General features: G+C 63.7%; 17 protein-coding genes. 9 read left to right on the plus strand and 8 right to left on the minus strand.

Going from position 1 to position 18,936, the window contains the following annotated elements; translation table 11 throughout:
* Positions 1 to 34 precede the first annotated feature (34 nt).
* From ACZ2GY_RS03085 to ACZ2GY_RS03095, 3 genes are all read left to right on the plus strand, one after another.
* Positions 35 to 769, plus strand: coding sequence for a glutamine amidotransferase (locus tag ACZ2GY_RS03085; protein WP_471672951.1), 735 nt, complete (start codon positions 35 to 37; stop codon positions 767 to 769).
* The gene (locus tag ACZ2GY_RS03090) at positions 718 to 2,139 is read left to right on the plus strand and encodes a glycerophosphodiester phosphodiesterase family protein (protein ID WP_471672952.1); all 1,422 of its coding nucleotides are present in this window, start codon (positions 718 to 720) and stop codon (positions 2,137 to 2,139) included. The genes ACZ2GY_RS03085 and ACZ2GY_RS03090 overlap by 52 nt, the downstream gene beginning before the upstream one ends.
* 143 nt (positions 2,140 to 2,282) lie before the next feature.
* Positions 2,283 to 2,957, plus strand: coding sequence for a haloacid dehalogenase type II (locus ACZ2GY_RS03095; protein WP_277357029.1), 675 nt, complete (start codon positions 2,283 to 2,285; stop codon positions 2,955 to 2,957).
* A gap of 120 nt (positions 2,958 to 3,077) precedes the next feature.
* On the opposite strand, the gene ACZ2GY_RS03100 is transcribed toward ACZ2GY_RS03095, so the two are convergent.
* Positions 3,078 to 5,906 (minus strand): FAD-binding and (Fe-S)-binding domain-containing protein, encoded by a 2,829-nt coding sequence (locus tag ACZ2GY_RS03100; protein WP_277357028.1) that lies wholly within the window; start codon positions 5,904 to 5,906, stop codon positions 3,078 to 3,080.
* 192 nt (positions 5,907 to 6,098) lie between these two features.
* On the opposite strand from ACZ2GY_RS03100, the gene ACZ2GY_RS03105 reads away from it, so the two are divergent.
* Entirely contained in the window at positions 6,099 to 6,422 is a 324-nt protein-coding gene (locus tag ACZ2GY_RS03105; RefSeq protein ID WP_090585619.1) for a putative quinol monooxygenase, read from the plus strand.
* Between the two features lie 112 nt (positions 6,423 to 6,534).
* On the plus strand, positions 6,535 to 7,329 hold the full coding sequence (locus tag ACZ2GY_RS03110; protein ID WP_090585617.1) for an IclR family transcriptional regulator: 795 nt from the start codon (positions 6,535 to 6,537) through the stop codon (positions 7,327 to 7,329).
* A 91-nt stretch (positions 7,330 to 7,420) separates the two neighbouring features.
* On the opposite strand, the gene ACZ2GY_RS03115 is transcribed toward ACZ2GY_RS03110, so the two are convergent.
* The 3 genes from ACZ2GY_RS03115 to ACZ2GY_RS03125 are packed head-to-tail and all read right to left on the minus strand — an operon-like array spanning position 7,421 to position 10,700.
* Positions 7,421 to 9,004 (minus strand): GMC family oxidoreductase, encoded by a 1,584-nt coding sequence (locus tag ACZ2GY_RS03115; protein ID WP_277357025.1) that lies wholly within the window; start codon positions 9,002 to 9,004, stop codon positions 7,421 to 7,423.
* Positions 9,001 to 9,615, minus strand: a complete 615-nt coding sequence (locus tag ACZ2GY_RS03120) for a hypothetical protein (RefSeq protein WP_277357024.1) — start codon at positions 9,613 to 9,615, stop codon at positions 9,001 to 9,003. Before ACZ2GY_RS03120 ends, ACZ2GY_RS03115 begins: the two co-directional genes overlap by 4 nt.
* 41 nt (positions 9,616 to 9,656) lie before the next feature.
* On the minus strand, positions 9,657 to 10,700 hold the full coding sequence (locus tag ACZ2GY_RS03125; protein ID WP_277357023.1) for an NAD(P)-dependent alcohol dehydrogenase: 1,044 nt from the start codon (positions 10,698 to 10,700) through the stop codon (positions 9,657 to 9,659).
* A gap of 147 nt (positions 10,701 to 10,847) precedes the next feature.
* Between ACZ2GY_RS03125 and ACZ2GY_RS03130 the strand changes: the two genes are divergently transcribed.
* Positions 10,848 to 12,068, plus strand: coding sequence for an NAD(P)/FAD-dependent oxidoreductase (locus ACZ2GY_RS03130; protein ID WP_471672953.1), 1,221 nt, complete (start codon positions 10,848 to 10,850; stop codon positions 12,066 to 12,068).
* 53 nt (positions 12,069 to 12,121) lie between these two features.
* Here the strand turns inward: ACZ2GY_RS03130 and ACZ2GY_RS03135 are convergent, their stop codons facing one another.
* The gene (locus tag ACZ2GY_RS03135) at positions 12,122 to 12,859 is read right to left on the minus strand and encodes a class I SAM-dependent methyltransferase (protein ID WP_471672954.1); all 738 of its coding nucleotides are present in this window, start codon (positions 12,857 to 12,859) and stop codon (positions 12,122 to 12,124) included.
* Positions 12,859 to 13,890 carry an NAD(P)/FAD-dependent oxidoreductase gene (locus tag ACZ2GY_RS03140; protein WP_471672955.1) on the minus strand — a complete coding sequence of 344 codons (1,032 nt, stop codon included), beginning with the start codon at positions 13,888 to 13,890 and terminating at the stop codon, positions 12,859 to 12,861. The genes ACZ2GY_RS03135 and ACZ2GY_RS03140 overlap by 1 nt, the downstream gene beginning before the upstream one ends.
* A 66-nt stretch (positions 13,891 to 13,956) precedes the next feature.
* Between ACZ2GY_RS03140 and ACZ2GY_RS03145 the strand changes: the two genes are divergently transcribed.
* Positions 13,957 to 14,535, plus strand: coding sequence for a helix-turn-helix domain-containing protein (locus ACZ2GY_RS03145; protein ID WP_204534488.1), 579 nt, complete (start codon positions 13,957 to 13,959; stop codon positions 14,533 to 14,535).
* Between the two features lie 7 nt (positions 14,536 to 14,542).
* Here ACZ2GY_RS03145 and ACZ2GY_RS03150 read toward each other — a convergent pair whose 3' ends face one another.
* Entirely contained in the window at positions 14,543 to 15,286 is a 744-nt protein-coding gene (locus ACZ2GY_RS03150) for a helix-turn-helix transcriptional regulator (protein WP_471672956.1), read from the minus strand.
* 90 nt (positions 15,287 to 15,376) lie between these two features.
* On the opposite strand from ACZ2GY_RS03150, the gene folE reads away from it, so the two are divergent.
* Positions 15,377 to 15,982 carry a GTP cyclohydrolase I gene (gene folE / locus ACZ2GY_RS03155; protein WP_471672957.1) on the plus strand — a complete coding sequence of 202 codons (606 nt, stop codon included), beginning with the start codon at positions 15,377 to 15,379 and terminating at the stop codon, positions 15,980 to 15,982.
* 71 nt (positions 15,983 to 16,053) lie between these two features.
* Positions 16,054 to 17,304 carry an NAD(P)/FAD-dependent oxidoreductase gene (locus tag ACZ2GY_RS03160; RefSeq protein ID WP_471672958.1) on the plus strand — a complete coding sequence of 417 codons (1,251 nt, stop codon included), beginning with the start codon at positions 16,054 to 16,056 and terminating at the stop codon, positions 17,302 to 17,304.
* Between the two features lie 151 nt (positions 17,305 to 17,455).
* Here the strand turns inward: ACZ2GY_RS03160 and ACZ2GY_RS03165 are convergent, their stop codons facing one another.
* A complete protein-coding gene (locus ACZ2GY_RS03165; RefSeq protein WP_471672959.1) occupies positions 17,456 to 18,877 on the minus strand; it encodes an HNH endonuclease signature motif containing protein in 1,422 nt (473 codons plus the stop codon).
* Between the last annotated feature and the right edge of the window lie 59 nt (positions 18,878 to 18,936).

The following is an 18,936-nucleotide window of genomic DNA, read 5'->3' on the forward strand; positions in this document are numbered from 1 at the left end:
GGTGGAAAATTTCGCCCGGCAGTAGGATCGACGGGTGCTACCGTTCCTGCTGTTGGCCACCCGTGCCGAGGATGCTGCTGCCGAAGGCGAATACCGGAGCTTTCTCCGTTTCACTGGACTGGCGCCGTCGAACCTTCACCGCATCCGGGTGGAGCAGGAGCCGCTGCCTGCCCTCCGCCTCGAGGACTATTCGGGAATCTTCCTGGGTGGAAGTCCCTTCAACTCGTCTGATGCGGAGGACACCAAGTCTCCGACGCAGCACCGGGTGGAACGGGAGCTTGGTGAGCTGCTCGATCGCGTGGTCGAAAACGATTTTCCGTTCCTTGGTGCCTGCTACGGCGTGGGAACGCTCGGGCGGCACCAGGGCGCCGTCATTGACCGCACCTTTGCTGAGCCCATTGGTCCCACCGAAATCACAGTGAACGACGACGGCGCAGCGGACCCGCTGTTGGCCGGGCTTCCGCTTCGCTTCGATGCGTTCGTTGGGCATAAGGAGGCGTGCACTACCCTGCCGGCGGGGGCGGTGTTGCTGGCGTCGTCGTCCTCCTGCCCGGTTCAGATGTTCCGGGTCCAGCAGAACCTCTACGCCACGCAATTTCATCCCGAACTCGACGTGGAGGCGCTCGTCGAACGCATCCGCATTTACCGTCATGCGGGCTACTTTCCGCCCGATCAGGCAGAGACCGTGATCGAGCGTGCGGAGGCTGCGTCTGTCACATGGCCGCCGAAGATCCTCAACAACTTCGTGCGCCGTTACGCTCGCTGCTGACCCACTGCCAACTCAACGCGGGTGGAATGTTTGCTTTCACCCGCCGTTCATTCCGCGTTGACCGGGTGGACTTCGGCGGCCTGTTGCATCGGATGAGGGGGACCACCCACACACTCATCCGAAAGGAACTGAACCTTATGGCTTATCGCCTGACCAGGATTATTGCGACCACAGCCGCCGGTCTGATGCTCGCGACCGCGCCCGCCGCCGTCGCACATGCAGCGCCCGCCCAGAAGGAACACGCTCTGCCCGCACAGAAGGCAAGCGACGCTCCCATTCTCATCGGGCACCGCGGAGCAGCCGGTACTGCGCCGGAGAACACCGTTGCGGCGTTCAAGGACGGACGAGCTTCTAGTGCAGACTTCTTCGAAATCGATGTGCAGCTCAGCGCAGACGGCGTGCCATTCCTCTTCCACGACAACACACCGGCGCGCACCACCAACGTGGAAGAGGTGTTCCCTGGCCGCGAGAACGACCCCGTCACCTCCTTTACCTGGGCGGAACTTCAGCAGCTGGACGCCGGCTCCTACTTCAGCGACACCTACGCGGGAGAGCGCATCCCGCATCTCGATGACGCCGCCAAGGTCGCAACGGTGAAGACCGGCGTGTACATCGAGATCAAGGCTCCCGTGAATTCGCCCGGCGTTGAGCAGGTTGTCGCCGACGAACTGCGCAACGATCCCAAGTGGACTCAGCTGGTAGCCGCGGACAAGATCCAGGTTCTCGGTTTCGATGAGGCTTCAAACCGCCGCTTCGCAGCGATTGCGCCGGAGATCGAGTTGCAGCAGCTCACCAGCGTGGTCCCTGCGCGTGCTGTCGTCGACTCCTGGGCAACGTTTGCCGATTCGGTGGGCACCAACTACCGCACGCTGACGCCACAGAACGTTGCCGACGTCAAGGGTGCCGGTCTGATCCTCGGTGTGTACACCGTGAACTCGCCTGAGGCTGTGCAGTATTCGCTCGACCTTGGCGTCGATGCGGTGACTACTGACTTCCCGATCCAGAACCAGCGCTTCCTTCAGGGTCAGCCTGTGTTCCCGGGAGCCGGCGTTGAAATCGCGGATGCTGCCAACAACGTGCCCGGTGATGATGTCCAGCCCGAGAACGGTGAGTATGTCCTGCTCCGCAACACGTCGGCAGCGAGCGTTGATGTAAGTGGCGCGATCATCCGCGATGCCGCGAACAACATCCTCACCGTCGGTCAAGGTTACGTCCTGGCTCCGGGTGCCGAGCTGCGTGTCTACGCGGGTCCGGGTACCAACTCAGCTGAGGCCTACTACAACGGCGGCGGAGCTTCCGTGCTGAACAACGGCGGTGACTCGGTTGCCCTGTGGATCGGCCCGCGCCTGCAGGACGTTTTCGCGAACTAGTTTTCTGCTGCGTGTGCCCACCGGGTTGATGTACCCGGTGGGCACACGCGGTTCCGGCCCATCCAGTTGCTCAGCTGGGTGGGCCGGTCCCGTGCCGGGTGGCGGGGTATCGCCGCTCGCGCAAGTCTGCGAACGTTGCCACCATGACTGAAATGCCCCGGACCATCGTCTTCGACGTTAACGAAACCCTGTCCGACCTGAGTCCCCTCGCGAAGGCATTCGAAGCAGAGGGGCTTCCGCCGCTGGCCGCCCGGGTGTGGTTCGCCGGGATACTTCGGGACGGATTCGCGCTCACCGTCACCAATGACAACCCCGGGTTCGCCGAGCTCGCCAAAGACAGCCTGGAGCGGCTGTGCGCCGACACCCGTGGCGGAGGAGACCACGCTGCCGCAGTGGAAAACATCATGACTACGCTGACGTCTCTGCCAGTGCACGACGACGTCGTGCCCGGCGTTGAAGCCCTGTCTCACCAGGCGGAGCTGGTCACCTTGAGCAACGGTGCTACTTCAGTGGCGGACGGTCTTTTTGAGCGAGCCGGCATCCGCGGGCACTTCGCGCGGCTCCTCAGCGTCGCGGACGCACCCGTCTGGAAGCCCGGGAACAGCGCTTACCAGTACGCAGCCATGGAACTCGGCAGGCAGACGCAGGAGATGCTGCTGGTCGCCGTGCATCCCTGGGATATTCATGGCGCTCATCGGGCAGGGCTCCGGACCGCCTGGATCAACCGGACCGGTACCTCGTATCCCGAGTACTTTGACGCACCGGACCTGGAGGTGGTTAGTCTCCTTGATCTCGCAGGGGCGATTCGGGCGACATAGTCCTTCCGAAACGTTGCATGCATTGCAGGCCATGCAATGAAAGCAGTGCCTGCACCGTCTGAGAGAAGACCGTACTCCCGCGCATCCGCAATTGATCAAGAGGTGCGCCGCTGACGCAACTCACCGTCTTATCCTCCCGTCTACCCCTCTCCCCGCCTGCCCGGCCAGCAACTCGAGAATGTGGTGGTAGCTCCGTTCGGTAGCCCTCGTCATGCCGAGTTCGCAGGTGCGGTTGCAGGAGGCATGTGCACGTGCCCCAAACGCGCGGACCTCTGCGGCCTGTGCGCTCGTCGCCGAGGCAGTGAGCTCGGGGTGGAGCATTCCGCGGTCCCCGGCGAAGGCACAGCAACCCCACGTCGCCGGTACCCGAACCGATTCCGCCACCGCGGAAGCCACCTGCTGCAGGGACTCGTTCAAACCGAGCCGTGTAGACGAGCACGTCGGATGAAGCGCCAGTGAATCCAGTTTTGGGTAGGGGCCGAGCAGCGGCAGGATGCGATCGACGGTAAATTTCACAGCGTCGATGATTCGTAGGGGCCGTTGCCCTCCCGCCGTCGCCTCAGCCTCCAGCGTGGCCAGAAGCCCCTCCGTGCAGGAGGCGGCGTCGACGATCACGGGCAGCTCGCCGTCGTTGGTGGCTTCACGCAATTCCTCAAGGACGTGCCGGCGCATGGCGTGGGCACCGGCAACCATGCCCTTCGACGACCACGGGGTTCCACAGCACATCCCGTCGATGGCGGCCGGAACCAGGAGAGTGATCCCGGCAAACCGGCAGAGCTGTTCGAAGCTGGCCTGCACGCCGTCATCGCCGGGCTCTGCCGGTCCGAACATTGTTCCCACACACGCCGGGAAATACACCGCGTCCGGCGCAGTTGCCGGACGCGGACGACGCCGGGAGTGCCCACCGGCGGGCAGGTCCGGTGAGTAGAGGGGCACGTTATCCGTGCCAAGTACGGCACGGGCGGCCACGTTCGGAGCGCGGATCACCGGCGTCGGAATCCTGTCTGCCACCGTGAGCGCAGCCGCCGCACCGCGGCTTGCCGGCCCCCAGTGTCCTGCCGCCGTCTCCCAGATTTTGGCCGCTACCGGGTTCGCGCTTTCGCGGCGAAGCCGTTTGACCAGGGTGCCCGTATTGATGTCCACCGGACATGCGGTCTGGCACATTCCGTCGACCGCGCACGTCTGGACCGACTCGTAGTCGTAGTCCTTCTCCAGCGCTTCGACCAGCGCCGTATCCCCGTCGATGCGGGCTTGCTCGATGGCCCGCAGGGTCACGATGCGCTGCCGCGGCGTGAGGGTGATGTCCTTGCTGGGGCATACCGGTTCGCAGTAGCCGCACGAGACGCACCGGTCTACCTCCTCGGCCACGGCGGGCGCCGTCTTGATATGGCGCAGATGTGCCTGCGGGTCGTCATTGATGATGACGCCGGGATTGAGCATTCCGGAAGGGTCGAACAGCGCCTTAATGTCCTGCATGACCCCGTACAGTGCGTCGCCGTACTGGCGACGGACGTATGGGGCCATGACGCGGCCGGTGCCGTGTTCTGCCTTGAGGGACCCGCCTTCGGCCAGCACCAGGTCAACCATGTCCTCGGTGAAGGCGTGGTAACGGTCCAGTTCAGGGGCGGAAGCAAACCCGTCGGTCAGCATGAAATGGATGTTGCCGTCCTTGGCGTGCCCAAAAATCACGCTGTTGCGGTACCCGTAGCGGTCAAACAGCTCGGACAGCGTGCCGCACGTACGGGCAAGGGAAGGCACCGGAACCACGATGTCCTCGAGCAGTGCGGTCGTGCCGGGAGGGCGGGCACCGGCGACAGACGCGTACAGCCCCTTGCGCAGATGCCACAGTTCCGCCCGTGCAACAGGGTCGGTGCTGAAGGTGGCCGGCATCGTCAGTCTGAAGGGCTTCAGGCCATCCGCGCCCTTGGCAACCGCATCGGTGAGACGTTCAGGAGAATCAGCCGAGTATTCCACGAGCAGTGCCGCGTGATCCTCGACGGACAGGCCGCGTACCGCCGGGGGAGTGTCAGGAATTGACTGGCCGACCCGAAGGGACAGCGCATCCATTAATTCCGCTGTCGCAGCGCCTGATTCCACGAGCGCCGGCAGCGCGGAATTGGCGGTCGCCAGATCAGGGAAGACCAGCAGTGCCGTCGCCGTATGCGCCCTGATAGGTACGGTGCGGAACACCGCATCCGCCACGAAACCGAGCGTTCCTTCACTGCCGACCATCAGGTGCGCCAGGATGTCCACAGGACGCTGGAAATCGAGTAGCGAGTTCAGCCCGTAGCCCATGGTGTTCTTCATGGCGAACTGCCGCCGCACTGTCGAGGCTGATGCGGCGTCGGACCGGACGCGCGCGGCCAGCCGGCGGAGCCCCTCGTGAAGCTCAGGCTCCGCCGCGTAAAGGCGCTTGTCAGCATCCGGCGCGGCTGTGTCGATCACCGTCCCACTGCTCAGGACAACCGTCAGGGACTCCAGCGTCCGGTAGGCGTTGTCCACTATGCCGCAGTGCATCCCGGAGGAATTGTTGGCAATGACGCCGCCGATGGTGCACGCGGATTCGCTCGCCGGGTCCGGCCCGAATTTGCGTCCGTAACGCAGCAGGTGGCTGTTGAGCATCCGCACCGTGACGCCGGGCTGCACGCGTACCCGTGCGCCGTCGTCGAGCACTTCGATGTTCCGGAAATTACGCCGCACGTCGACCAGCAGGCCGTCGCTTACCGCTTGTCCGCTGAGGCTCGTCCCGCCGGAACGTAGAGTCAGCGGCATCCCCGCGGCGGCGCTGGCGCGGAGCAGCCTGCCGACCTCGACGGCGTCCGACGGCGTTGCCACCGCCTCTGGAATCAGCAGGAAGTGCGATGCGTCGTGCGCCTTGGCGTGCCGGTCGATAGCCCGGTCGCTGATCCGGGACGGATCGGCGACCGCGGCGAGGAAATCGGTCAGCATGGTTACCTCCCTGGGCAATGGACGACGACGGCAGCGGTAGAAGCGTGCTGCACACGTGCCCAGACTAGGTCCGGTCAGCGGAGGAGCATGCAACACATTCTCACCCTGTGAAAAGCGGACTTTCGCGCTGCCGCACGCGGCAGCAGACTAGGACCCACATGAGAGCAGCGCACCCGAGCGAGAGGCAGCAGCATGATTTTCATCGTCGTCAAATTCAACGTCAGGCCGGACTGGAGCGACCGCTGGCTTGACCTCACCCGCGACTTCACGGAAGCCACCCGCGCCGAGCCAGGCAACCTGTGGTTCGACTGGTCGCGCAGCGTGGACAATCCGAACGAGTTTGTGCTGGTGGAAGCCTTTCAGGACGACGCCGCGGGCGACCACGTCAACAGCGACCACTTCCAGCAGGCGATGAAGGATATGCCGCAGGCGCTGGTCGAAACGCCGCAAATCATCAGCGAGAAGATTTCGGCAAACGGCTGGAACCGGATGGGCGAGCTCAGCGTCAACCAGTAGCGTGCACGACGCGCAAGCGTGAGCACCGGCGAAGCTCGGGGCTCACGCTTCGACGCGTCATGTATCCGTGTTCCAGGTGGCATAAGCCGGTGACACCGGCCAAGATAGGCCTATGGGACGCAATGACGCACTCGGAGGCATGGCTTCGGTCCAGAAGGCGTTTGCTCTGCTTGACGTTGTTGCCTCGGATCGGCGCGGGCTGACCGCCAAGGAGATCGCAGCGAAGCTGGATATGCCGTTGCCGACCGTCTATCGTCTCCTCAAGCTGCTGGTCGGATCCGAGCACCTCGTTCATCTCAAGAAGGAAAGCCGATACGCGCTCGGGTATAAACTGCACGCCCTGGACACCTCTCTCCGGCGGCAGATCGGTACGCCAACGGCGGTCGCGCGGCTCATCCTCGAACTTCACGCGCGCGGTGACGCTGCCGCGTACTACGCCGTCCACCGGGGAGACCACATCGTCGTCGCGCATGTTGTCGACTCGCCCAGGCGGCCACGCATTACACCAATGGGTTTTGGCTTCAATGATGCTGCCCACGCGACGGCCTTCGGGAAGATTCTCCTGGCCGGCATGGAACCGGCAGAGCGCGCCACGCTTTTGCGCCGGCAGGGCCTGCCTGCGATGACGTCCCAGACGATCGGCACCCTTGACGACCTCGATTCCGAACTTGAGCGCGTCCGTGAAGGCGGCATCGCCGTCGAACGTGAGGAATTCATCGAGGGGGCGTCATGCATCGCGGCGCCCGTGCGCAATGCGGCGGGCCAGATTGTGGGCTCCGTCGCCGTATCGATGGACGCCGGTGAGTTCGACGCCCGCTCGGCGAAGCTCGCGGTTCTGCTGCGGGACACAGCGGATCGGGTCAGTCGGGCGTTGCGTGCAACATCAGTGTTGCCGCATCTCCAATGAGGGGCTCCCAACCCTGACAGCCGGAACTGGCGGCACGCTCCCCAGGTGCGGGGTCGGGGGAGCGTACCGCCAGGGTTCAGGGGACCGAACCTCAGAGGGCGGCCGAGGCCATCTGCTGTGCCATGTAGTCAGCCTGGCGGATCGCCAGCGCCACAATCGTCAGCGTCGGATTGGCAGCAGCTCCGGTGGTGAACTGGGAGCCGTCCGAGACGAACAGGTTCTTCACATCGTGGGTCTGGCCGAACCCGTTGACCACACCGTCTTCCGGCCGGGCGCTCATCCGTGCGGTGCCCATGTTGTGAGTCGCAGGGTAGGGCGGCGTGTGGTGCGAAGACAGGGCGCCCACCGCCTCGTACAGCAGTGATGCCTGCTGGTACCCGTGGTTGCGCATCGCGGTGTCGTTCTCGTGGTCGTCGAAGTGCACGTTCGGCACCGGCAGCCCCAGCCTGTCGGTGACCGCGGTGTTCAGCGTCACCCGATTGGTCTCTTGTGGCATGTCCTCACCCACGATCCAGAGCCCGGCTGTGTTCTCGTAGTCATCGAGGAGCGACGCGAATCCGGGACCCCAGGCTCCCGGATCCACAAAGCTGGCGAGGAACGCCGGACCGAGGGCGATGGTCTCCAGGTAGTAGCCGCCGGCGAAGCCCCGGTCGACGTCGTGCCGGGACTCATCCGCGACCAGCCCGGCCATGGTCTCTCCCCGGTACATGTGTACCGGCTTGTCGAACTTCGCATAGACGGATCCGGTGGTGTGGCGCATGTAGTTGCGGCCCAGCTGTCCCGAAGAGTTCGCGAGACCGTCCGGGAACATCGGCGAACCCGAAAGCATGAGCAGGCGCGGCGTCTCGATCGCGTTGCCAGCCACCGCGACGATCCGGGCGCGCTGCCGCTGCAGGTTCCCCTCGGCGTCGACATAGAGCACGCTGTCCACCAGCCCCTCCGCGGTGTGCGTGATCTGAACGGCGTGGCTGTTGGGCCGAAGGTCGAGTTTTCCGGTGATCAGCGCCTTGGGGATCTCGGACACCAGGGTGGACCACTTGGACTTGTTCTTGTCGCCCTGGAAGTTGAAGCCGTCCTGGATCGACGCCGGCCGGCCGTCGAACGGCTCAGCGTTGGTGCCGTACGGTCCGGTGGCATAGTGGCGGTAGCCGATGCGCTCGGCGCCGGCGGCGAGCACCTTGTAGTTGTTGTTAGCGGGCAGCGCCGGACGCCCATGACGATGTGTACTGCCGATCTTCTGTTCTGCCCTGTCGTAATACGGTGCGAGGTCATCGAGGGTGATTGGCCAGTCCAGCAGGTTGGCGCCGTCGACCCGCCCGTAGGCGGTGCGGGTCTTGAACTCGTGGGCCTTGAACCGCGGGGTGGCGCCGGACCAGTGCGTCGTCGTTCCGCCGACCGCCTTGACGAGCCACGCGGGCAGGTTCGGGAAGTCGCGCGCAATCCGCCATGAACCGGACGTGGTGCGCGGGTCCAGCCAGGCCATCTGGTTGAAGGCCTCCCACTCGTTGTTGTGGTAATCCTCGTTGGTCAGATGGCCACCCGCCTCCAGGAGGACCACCTTCACGCCCTTTTCGGTGAGTTCGTGGGCGAGGGTGCCGCCGCCGGCGCCGGAACCGATGATGACGACGACGTCGGCGTCGTCCTGGTCGAAACGGGCAGATTCGGCCGTGGTCATGATGCTGTGTTCCCTTCGTTGACGGTGTCGGAGCCCTTGAAGAGGTCCGAGAACTGCTCATCGGAGGGCACGCCCCCGGTCTGGCCCGCCGGTTCCGCGCGGTCGGGTGCCTGCTGGGCAATGTTGTAGGGCAACGGGCCGACCTCGGTCAGGTCCTCGTCGCTCTCCTCGATGCGAGGCTCAGGCAGCCAGTCGAGGTCGTTGAATCCGCGGTTGATGTAGCCGCCCTTGGAGAAGGACTCGCCCTCGTAACCGAGGACGTCCCAGACCTGCGGATCGTCGTAGAAATTCAGGACGGTGGTGCGCCGGATGAAGCCGAAGAAGTCGAGGTCGCTGATGCGCTTGAGCACGGCGAGCGCGCGGTCGTCAGGAAGGTCCAGGAAATGCTCCTCGGTGAGTGAGTCGAGAGTGAGCAGGCCTTGAGTCAGCGCCACCCGGAACCACGTGGACGCCTGCGCCTCCGACACGATCTTCTCGGTCATGCGTTCGTACGGCCCGTCAGGAACCGCAGGATGCGGAAAGGCCACGCGGATGATGCGCGTGAGCGTTCGCCGTGCCTCCTCCGATAGCTGCAGCTCATTGAGCGCCGAATACTTTGCGGGATACGCCATGGGAATCACCCTTCGGGTTCAGATGCGGTACTTGGTGGCAGTTACTTGTTGAGACGGGGGACGAGGATGCCGCGGCCCACCAGGGCGCCGCTGTCAAGATCGTGCATGGCCTGGACCGCATCCTCGAGGTCATACTTCTGGGTGTGGAGCGTTACCTTGCCCTGGGCAGTGAGCGTCATCAGCTCGACCAGATCGGTGTAGGTCCCCACCAGGTTTCCGACGACGTTGATTTCCCGCGAAATGATCTCGATCGTGTCGATATTCACCGCGCCGCCGTAGCCGATACTGTAGTAGCTGCCGCGGTTGCGCAGCGCCGTGACGCCGAGGGACTCCGTGCCGTGCTCTCCCACGAAGTCGAACACCACGTGTGCGCCGCCGTCCGTGATATCGAGCAACCGGCCGGCGTCGCCGTTGCCGTCGGAAGAAGCGTTGACGGTATGGTCTGCACCGAGTGAGTGTGCCAGTTCAAGTGCCTCGGCTGAGCGGTCGACTACGGTGACGGTTGCCGCCGTCAGCGCCTTCAGGGACTGGACTCCGATGTGGCCGAGGCCGCCGCTGCCGATGACCACCGCGTGCGATCCGGGCGGCAGTTGCGGAACCGCCTTGCGGACCGCGTGGTACGCGGTGAGGCCGGCGTCGGCGAGGGCAGCGATGTCGGCCGGCTGGAGGGAGGAATCGAGCTTCACCACTGAGCGGGCGTTGGTCCGCATGTATTCGGCCATGCCGCCGTCGACGTTGAGACCGGGGAAGGTGGCGTTGTCGCAGTGGGAATCCTGGCCCTCGCGGCAGGCCATGCAGAGTCCGCAGGTCACCAGCGGGTGCATGATCACGGTGTCTCCGGCGCTGACGTTGCTGACGGCGCTTCCCACTTCACGCACCCAGCCCGCGTTTTCGTGCCCGAGGATGTAGGGGAGTGAGGGATGCTGGATGTGATCCCACTGGCCTTCAATGACATGGAGGTCGGTCCGGCAGAGCCCCGCCGCACCCACCTCGACAATCACATCCCAGGGGCCGATGACGGTGGGCTCGTCAACATCATCTAGGTGCGGATCTTCCCGGTACCTGTGCACGCGGACGGCTTTCATGGTCCTCCCTCGACAGCGAAGTGGTGTGACTTCGAGTGTGAGGCGGGTCACCCACTCCGCATAGAGTCGTTATCGCGTGGTGAGAAAGCCGGTAGGGTCGAGGCATTCGGTCTCTGTTCGGCAACAGTTCGACCCAGGAGGTGCTCGATGCACAGCAGCAAGGACGTCCAGCGGATGGAAAAGGGGCACCACCAGGTACTCGTGATCGGAGCTGGGAACGCGGGTATTTCCCTCGCCGCCCGCCTGAAGCGTTACAGGGTGAAGGGTATTGCCGTCGTCGACCCCACCGAACAGCATCTCTACCAGCCGTTCTTCTCCCACATTGCCGGCGGTACAGCGAAAGCGGAAATGGCCGTTCGACCGCAGGAATCCGTGATGCCAAAGGGTGTCACCTGGCACCGGGACTCCGCGACCGCCATCGACCCGTCGGCGAAGACCGTGACGCTCGCGTCCGGGCAGACCTTCACGTATGAGCACCTGGTGGTGTGTCCCGGTATCCAGAAGAACTGGAACGGGATTCCCGGACTGCAGGACGCCTACGATTCTCCCTACGGCGCAACGAATTACAGCCTCGATTTGGCGGTGAAAGCGTGGCGGCTGCTGAGCGGCCTACGCTCCGGGACCGCCATCTTCAGCATGCCGGACGGCCCCATCACCTGCGGCGGTGCTACCCAGAAGCCGATGTACCTGGCGTGCGACTACTGGCGCTCGCAGGGCGTGCTGGACAATATCCGCGTCATCCTCGCGGTGCCCACCAGTAGCGTGTACGGCGTCGACGTGGTGGACGAGGAGCTGAACCGCAAGATCACCGAGTACGGGATTGAGCTGCGCTGCACCACGGAGCTCACCTCCGTTGACGCCGACAATCGCGTCGCCACCCTTCGGGACACCGAGCACGGTACGGAGGAACAGATCCGGTACGACGTCCTGCACGCCGCACCGCCGCAATCCGCTCCGGATTGGATCCGCAGCACCGGACTGGCCGACGACGACGGTTTCGTCGCCGTGGACAAGCACACGCTCCGACACATCACCCATCCAACGGTGTGGTCACTCGGCGACGCCGCAGGGACACCGAACTCGAAGTCCGGTGCAGCGCTCCGTCAGCAGACCAAGGTGCTCGCGAAGAACCTGCAGTCTGTACTCAAGGGCAATCAGCCTGGCCAGAAGTACAACGGGTATGGCGCCTGCCCTTTCACGGTGAGCCGCTCCACCGTGGTGCTTGCCGAATTTGATGACACTCTCGCTCCCAAACCATCCGTTCCCGGCTGGAAGGGCCTGGCAAAGGAGAAGCGCCTTACCTGGCTCGTGGAGCGGTATGGGTTCATCCGGCTCTACTGGTACGCCATTCTGAAGGGCCGGGCCTGAGCCGCGACCCATCCTGCAGGCTTCTCCGAGGACCAGCGCGGCCGGATCGGACCTCAGCCGCGCCGGCGCCCCCGGTAGACCGCATCCGCTACTGCGAGTGTGGCGCCGTCAGGACCGCTGGCTTCCCGCGGACGGGACTCGACTCTCTGGTGTTCCCAACCGTCGTCGAGCAGGTCCACTATGTCCTCCGCCGTGAAGTACAGATCCGGGAGATCGGGTCGTGATGCGCCGCTCTGCATGTCTGAAGGATGGTGCCCGACGATGAACAATGTTCCGCCCGGCGCGACGGCGCGTGCCAGGCTACGGAACAGCGGTTCACGTTGCGCGGTGGGTAGGTGCATGTACTGCGCCGTGACGAGATCGAATGCTCCGGCCGGAGGTTCCCAGACCGTGAGATCGTGATGTTCCCAGCGCACGGGCGGGGTAGCGAGGTCACGGTTCTCGTTGTTGTTCTTGTGCTGCTCCTGCTGATGCTCCTGCTCGTGTTCGGCTGCGCGGGCAAGGGCAACCGCTGAGATGTCGACGCCGGTGACTCGCCAACCCTGTTCGGCCAGCCAGAGGGCGTCGGCACCTTCTCCGCAGCCGACGTCGAGCGCTGTGCCCGGCGGTAACCCGTTTGCCTCAGTGACCAGTTGCGGATTCGGACGACCACTCCAGATCCGCTTCTTTTCGCCATAACGTGCGTCCCAGAAGGCTTCGTCGAACTCGCGGGAACCATGGTCGTGATGATTGTGCTGGTGACCGTGGTCGTGCTGATCGTTGGGCGTGTGGTGTGAGTGCTGTGACTGCATCAGGAAACCTCCGCTCCTATCCTGCTATCCCGCAGGGTTGCCGCGGAAGAGGAAGCACCTAGGGAAGATTCGCGGTGGGCTGCAAGATCCTGCTGCAGTTCTTCGGCCATCAGGTCATTGTTGATCGCCATCGCTGCCATTGATCCCGACGCAGCGGACGGCAGTACCTGCAGCATCAGGTTGGCCACGTTTCCTGCTGCCCACACCCCGTCCACTCCGGATGCGCCCGTTTCATCCACGGCCAGGTGCTCACCGACTCCCATCGGATGCTGGACCGGAACTAGGCCGAGACTCGCAAAGATTTCTGTGTTGGCGACGAATCGCGGCGCAACCACGAGGGCTTCCAACCGGACCACACGGCCGCCGGTGAGTTCGACGCCGCTGAGGGTGCCGCCGTCGTTCTGGTTCAGGACACGGGCAACCGAGCCGTCGACCACAGAGACGCCGCGGGCGGCCAGGTGCTCCCATTCTTCTTCGGTAGGTTCAACGGTGTCGTTGAGAAGAAGAGTGATGTTGTTGCTCCACTGGCGGAACAGCAGTGCCTGATGTACTGACATGGCGCTGGTGCCGAGGATGCCGATGTGCTGGTCGCGCACCTCCCAGCCGTGGCAGAACGGGCAGTGCAGCACTTCCTGGCCCCACCGTTCGCGGAGTCCTGGGATTTCCGGCAGTACGTCCGTGAGGCCTGTGGTCAGAAGCAGGCGGCGGGAGTGGAGGACCGTCCCGTCGTCGAGCGTGGTGCGGAAGCGATCACGGGGATCATCGGTGGAAGCGACGTCGACGGCGGTGCCGGGAACAATGACGCCACCGTAGAGCTGTACGTCGGCCCGGCCGCCGGCCACAAGGTCCAGCGGGTTCATGCCCTCGCGGGTGAGGAAACCGTGTACACCGCTGGCCGGGGAGTTGCGTGGGTGGCCGGCATCGACCACCGCGACACTCCGGCGGGTACGCCCGAGCATCAGTGCCGCGCTGAGGCCGGCAGCCCCGCCGCCGATAACGACGACGTCGTATGAGTTCAGTTCAGATGTCATGTTTCAATCGTGGATCGCAGATCGAGAATCAGCAAGTAACATTGCTGATCTGGCAAACTAGGGTCTATGACGGATGAAATTGGTGAAGCACTTGCGGCAGTAGGTCCGCGACTGAGGGCGCTGAGAGTGAAGCGGGACGTGACACTGCAGTCGTTGTCGGAATCGACCGGAATTTCGGTGAGTACCTTGTCGCGGTTGGAGTCGGGCCAGCGTAAACCCAACCTTGAGTTGCTGCTTCCTCTGGCCCAGGCGCATCAGGTGCCGTTGGATGAGCTTGTGGGCGCACCGACCACAGGGGATCCGCGAGTTCACCTGCGCCCGATCGACATGGGTCGCGGAACGGTGGTTCCGCTTACCCGCAGGCCAGGCGGCATTCAGGCCTACAAGCACGTGTTGCATGCCGAAATGGCGCTGGAGGAGCCGGACCTCAAGGTACATGAGGGTTACGAGTGGCTGTACGTACTGAACGGGAACCTGCGGATGGTCCTCGGTGAGCTCGACCTGGTGTTGCCCGCCGGTGAAGCGGTTGAGTTCGACACCCGGGTGCCGCACTGGTTTGGGAAGGCTGACAGGCATGCGGTGGAGTTCCTCAGCCTGTTTGGCCGTCAGGGGGAGCGGCTGCATCTTCGGGCGAAGACGACGTAAGCGCAGCTTACCTGGCGTCGGTGCGCCGGGTGATGCGTGCGCAGCAGTGAGGTCCCTCGGGGTCAGGCGTTACCGCGTGTGTGACGTCGCCACTGCCTTCGAGTGCGCCGGAGAGAAGCGCGCCGTTCATTCCGCACACCACCTCCGAATGGCTGCGCGACAGTCGATGGAAGGGGCAGTTGTGCAACAGGAAGCCACCATCTCCGTCCGGATGCGGTTCGTAGCCGGACGAATCAAGCACTCCGTCGATGCTGCCGGCTTTCAGGCCAAGGCGACGACCGGCGTCGTACGCGGTTTTTGACAGCGCAGGCTGGATGGCAACGTTCTCGCGAATGGAAGCTTCGATTGCGGCCGCCATCAGCTCGGCGGCGAGGTCGTAGCGGCGGTCCGGAACCGATGCCGTCACCTCTGCATGAGCAAGCTGATATAGCTTTGCCGGTCTGCCTGACCCCGGTCCGCTACGTTCACCGAGTTTCCGGAACTCCACGTTGAGGAGTCCTGCATTCACCAACTTCTCCAAGTGGAACAGCAAGGTACTGGACGAAAGCCCGGTGAGTTCTGCCAGCTGGTTTCGGGTCATTGCTTCGGCGTTGCGCTGGAGGGTTTGGTACACCTCGCGTCGGACAGGGTCACCAAGGGTTGCTACCGACTCCAGCCGCTCATCAAGGTTGGCGTGTAGGCGCAGCGTGGCATCTGATGCGCCGCGACCTGAGCGGGCTGCCGGGCCTGGATTGCCCTCGAAGTCAGACATATGCCGAGCCTATCTGGAGTTTGTTCACCATTGACTTCTTCAGTGTGCGCTTCTAAAGTCAACAATACAATATTTAGAAAGAGGGACGCCATGTCATCGCATTCAGAGGTTGCGCTCCGGCTGTTGGAAGACGACATTGAGCAGGACAGCTCTGTCGGGGCTATCGATCTGCCAGCAGTGAGGTTGGCGGTGGCCGACTTGCTGCGTGCGCTCGGGCGGGACGTGAATGATCCGCACCTCAGCGATACCCCGCGCCGCGTGGCGGGCGCTTTCGAGGAAATGCTGACACCCCGGACCACCTCGTGGACTACCTTCCCGAATGACGAGGGGTACAACGACCTGGTGCTCGTAAAGAACATCCCATTCAATTCACTGTGCCAGCATCATCTGTTGCCATTCAGGGGAATCGCGCATATCGGCTATCTGCCGGGGGAACGACTTCTCGGTCTGTCCAAACTGGCGCGGGCACTGGAGATGTTTTCACGTGACCTTCAGGTGCAGGAGCGGCTCACCAAGCAGGTGGCGGACTGGCTGTTGGACCTGCTCAATCCGCGTGGAGTCGGTGTGGTGCTGGAGGCAGAGCACCTGTGCATGTCGTTGCGCGGTGTGCAGAGTGCCGGTACCACTACCCGGACGGCGACGTTCTACGGCGACCTCGCAGTCGGGGGCCCGCTACGCGACCAATTTCCAAACTAACGCTTCTGCCCGAATCAACGCTTCGTGGCACCGCGCATTCGCAGGCCACCCCACCAGAAGAGAGAGTATCCATGGACAACACCAGTTTCCCGGCATCTGATGACGCAATGGTGATCATTGGGGCAGGCCTGACGGGCGCGACGGCGGCCGCAACTTTGCGCGAAGAAGGCTTCACTGGTCCTGTGGTCCTCGTTGGGGCGGAAGGTCAGGCGCCCTATCTGCGTCCGCCGCTGTCGAAGGGATTCCTTGCCGGCAAGGAGAGCGAGGAGTCACTCCTGCCCTATCCCGAGAAGTGGTACGCAGAGAACGACGTCGAACTCCTCACCTCGGATGAGGCGGTCAGTGTGGATCCCACCGCCCGTACTGTTGCTTTGTCGAGCGGCCGTTCGCTTTCCTATGGTCGGCTCCTGCTCGCCACGGGCGCTGCTCCCCGGCAACTTAATGTGCCAGGTACCGACCTCGAGGGGGTGCACTACTTCCGTACGAAAACGGATAGCCAGCGTCTTCACTTAGAGTTGGCAGGAGGTGGCCGTCACCTCGTGCTTATCGGTTCCGGCTGGATCGGTATGGAGGTTGCCGCAACTGCACGGGAACTCGGCAATGAGGTCACCTTGCTCGGGTTGGAAGAGGTCCCGATGAGTGCGGCGATCGGACCCAGGCTTGGCACCGTCTTCATGGATCGCCATAGTGAAGCTGGTGTTCAGTTCAGGCTGCCGGCTTCGGCGAAAGAGATCAGGGGTGACGATGCAGGCCGTGTCACTGCAGTAGTGACCGATGCGGGTGAAACCTTGTCCGCGGATCTTGTTGTGATCGCCATTGGCGTGGTGCCGCAGACGGCGCTTGCAGAGGAAGCCGGGCTTACCATCGGGAACGGTATTCAGGTCGATTCGGGGCTGCGGACCAGTGCCGAGGGCATCTTTGCAGCTGGGGATGTGGCCAGCGCGCTGCATCCTGTCACGGGCCAGTATGCCCGCAGTGAGCATTGGGCAAACGCTATTAGCGGCGGGAAAGTGGCCGCACAGTCGATGCTCGGCCGAGACGCTGTGCTGGACGACATTCCGTACTTCTACACAGACCAGTTCGATCTGGGCATGGAGTATTCCGGCTACGGTGCCCTGACAAAAGATGCGGACGTGGTGGTCCGGGGCAGCCTCGAAGATCGCGAATTTGTTGCCTTCTGGCTCCGCGAGGACCGGGTGGTAGCCGGCATGAACGTCAATGTGTGGGACGTGCAGGAGGAAATTCAGGATCTCATCCGGAGCGGCAGGGCTGTGGACCGGGCTGTGCTCACTGATCCGGACTCGGACTTGAAAACTGCCTGATGGGGGAGCAGGATCCGAGGGCCGCCTGATCTGGAATCGACGCCTGCCACGTGCGCTCGCGGTTCTGTCACCTCTGCCACGCGCTCGGGGCACAGTTGACTTGGCGGTGCTGCGCTCGCTCAGACGCCGGCTACGGCGGCATTTCCGCTGATCAGGGTGGTGCCGTACCGATGCTCGTGGACACGTGACTGACCGTGTCTGCAAGTTGGTTGTGGATGGCTTGTTCTACTTGCCAGTAGCGGTTGCGTCTGGGTGTTCGTTGCGGGTCGTGGTATTTGGGTGGTCTGAACCAGGGGATTCCGTTGACTGATTCGACTGTCCAGTTTCCTTCGTGGATCTGGTGGTGGTGTCGGGTGCAGAGCAGCACGCCGTCGCTGATGGTGGTGGTCCCGCCTGCAGCCCAGGGAATGATGTGGTGGGCTTCGCACCAGGTTGCGGGCGTGGTGCAGTCGGGGAACGCGCACCCCTTGTCCCTTGCCACGAGCGCCCGTCGCAGATGCGGTGGGAAGAGACGTTGGGCACGGCCGATGTCCAAGACCTGCCCCTTCCCGCCGAGGACGAGCGGGAGGATGTCGGCATCGCAGGCGAGCTTGCGGATGCTGCGGGCACTTATCTGTTGGGCGAAGACCGAGTGCCCGTCATGTCCGCCGTGCCCGTCGTGTCCGCTGTCTGTCAGGTCTTTGAGGAGGTCGCGGTAGTTGATGGTGACCATTACCTGGGGTCGGTGTCCTCCGGTCGCTGGAAGACCATCACCTGCCAGTGCGATCCGGCATGCTGAGACGAGTCCGTCGAGCAGGTTCTGTTCACGGGTCGGCTCGTCGGGCGCTGAAACGGTGCCCTGAGTTCTGGGGTTGGTGGCGGTGTTCATGACGGTGATGAGGTGTTCGTATTGTTCGTCGGTGGCGCCGATTTCCATGAAGTGCAGGCCGTGGCGCCTACCGCGCAGGAACACACCCTGGCGTGCGCGGAGGGTCTTCTCGGTGGGCTCGGTGCCGTCCTGGTCGATGATGTCTTCCCAGCGTTGGGCGAGGACCCGCAGGACGTCTTCGTCGGACTCAACGGCCTGGCGGACCAGGTGCTCTTCCATGGCATCCAGCTCACGGCCGGTCGCGACGGTGGAGACCCGGTGTACGGCGTTGGCGATGATGGTGGCGGCACGGCTGCTGACCGCTCCGGCACTGGTGGCTTCAGCCAGCACGCCCAGGGTGGGCACGAGCGCGGCGCCTGGCCCGGGAACTTCGGGCAGGACGTCGTGTCCGAGGCGTAACCGGCGGTTGGCTTCGGAGCGGCTGATACCGATTTTCGCCCGCAAATAGTCCGCAGTGTTCTTGTACGGATCTAGGGCGTCAACGGTAGCGAGTTGGTGGTCCTCAGCGGCACGGGCAACCACAGTCTGCAAGTGATCGACCAGGTTGGAGAGCTGCTCGACCTCCACCAGGGTCACCGCGGCCTCCTGCGGGCTAAGCGTCAGGTATGTCGATTCCAGCTGCTGCGCAAAGACCTGTAGGTCCGAACGCATTCCATCCAGGAGAGACGTGTCCTCCGGGCGGGGTTCGAGCAGTGCGACGGCCATACCCAAAATTTTATCGAACACGTGTACTAACCGCGACCGAAAACCACCAATGTGCAGGA

This window comes from Arthrobacter sp. KKT183 (assembly GCF_055657625.1).

What these genes read in the sequence shown, in the direction of transcription:
- ACZ2GY_RS03160 (WP_471672958.1), top strand. Translation starts at nt 16,054, where the DNA reads ATGGACAACACCAGTTTCCCGGCATCTGATGACGCAATGGTGATCATT.
- ACZ2GY_RS03110 (WP_090585617.1), top strand. Translation starts at nt 6,535, where the DNA reads ATGGGACGCAATGACGCACTCGGAGGCATGGCTTCGGTCCAGAAGGCG.
- ACZ2GY_RS03140 (WP_471672955.1), bottom strand. Translation starts at nt 13,890, where the DNA reads ATGACATCTGAACTGAACTCATACGACGTCGTCGTTATCGGCGGCGGG.
- folE (WP_471672957.1), top strand. Translation starts at nt 15,377, where the DNA reads ATGTCATCGCATTCAGAGGTTGCGCTCCGGCTGTTGGAAGACGACATT.
- ACZ2GY_RS03135 (WP_471672954.1), bottom strand. Translation starts at nt 12,859, where the DNA reads ATGCAGTCACAGCACTCACACCACACGCCCAACGATCAGCACGACCAC.
- ACZ2GY_RS03095 (WP_277357029.1), top strand. Translation starts at nt 2,283, where the DNA reads ATGACTGAAATGCCCCGGACCATCGTCTTCGACGTTAACGAAACCCTG.
- ACZ2GY_RS03165 (WP_471672959.1), bottom strand. Translation starts at nt 18,877, where the DNA reads ATGGCCGTCGCACTGCTCGAACCCCGCCCGGAGGACACGTCTCTCCTG.
- ACZ2GY_RS03150 (WP_471672956.1), bottom strand. Translation starts at nt 15,286, where the DNA reads ATGTCTGACTTCGAGGGCAATCCAGGCCCGGCAGCCCGCTCAGGTCGC.
- ACZ2GY_RS03115 (WP_277357025.1), bottom strand. Translation starts at nt 9,004, where the DNA reads ATGACCACGGCCGAATCTGCCCGTTTCGACCAGGACGACGCCGACGTC.
- ACZ2GY_RS03125 (WP_277357023.1), bottom strand. Translation starts at nt 10,700, where the DNA reads ATGAAAGCCGTCCGCGTGCACAGGTACCGGGAAGATCCGCACCTAGAT.
- ACZ2GY_RS03130 (WP_471672953.1), top strand. Translation starts at nt 10,848, where the DNA reads ATGCACAGCAGCAAGGACGTCCAGCGGATGGAAAAGGGGCACCACCAG.
- ACZ2GY_RS03145 (WP_204534488.1), top strand. Translation starts at nt 13,957, where the DNA reads ATGACGGATGAAATTGGTGAAGCACTTGCGGCAGTAGGTCCGCGACTG.
- ACZ2GY_RS03120 (WP_277357024.1), bottom strand. Translation starts at nt 9,615, where the DNA reads ATGGCGTATCCCGCAAAGTATTCGGCGCTCAATGAGCTGCAGCTATCG.
- ACZ2GY_RS03105 (WP_090585619.1), top strand. Translation starts at nt 6,099, where the DNA reads ATGATTTTCATCGTCGTCAAATTCAACGTCAGGCCGGACTGGAGCGAC.
- ACZ2GY_RS03090 (WP_471672952.1), top strand. Translation starts at nt 718, where the DNA reads ATGGCCGCCGAAGATCCTCAACAACTTCGTGCGCCGTTACGCTCGCTG.
- ACZ2GY_RS03100 (WP_277357028.1), bottom strand. Translation starts at nt 5,906, where the DNA reads ATGCTGACCGATTTCCTCGCCGCGGTCGCCGATCCGTCCCGGATCAGC.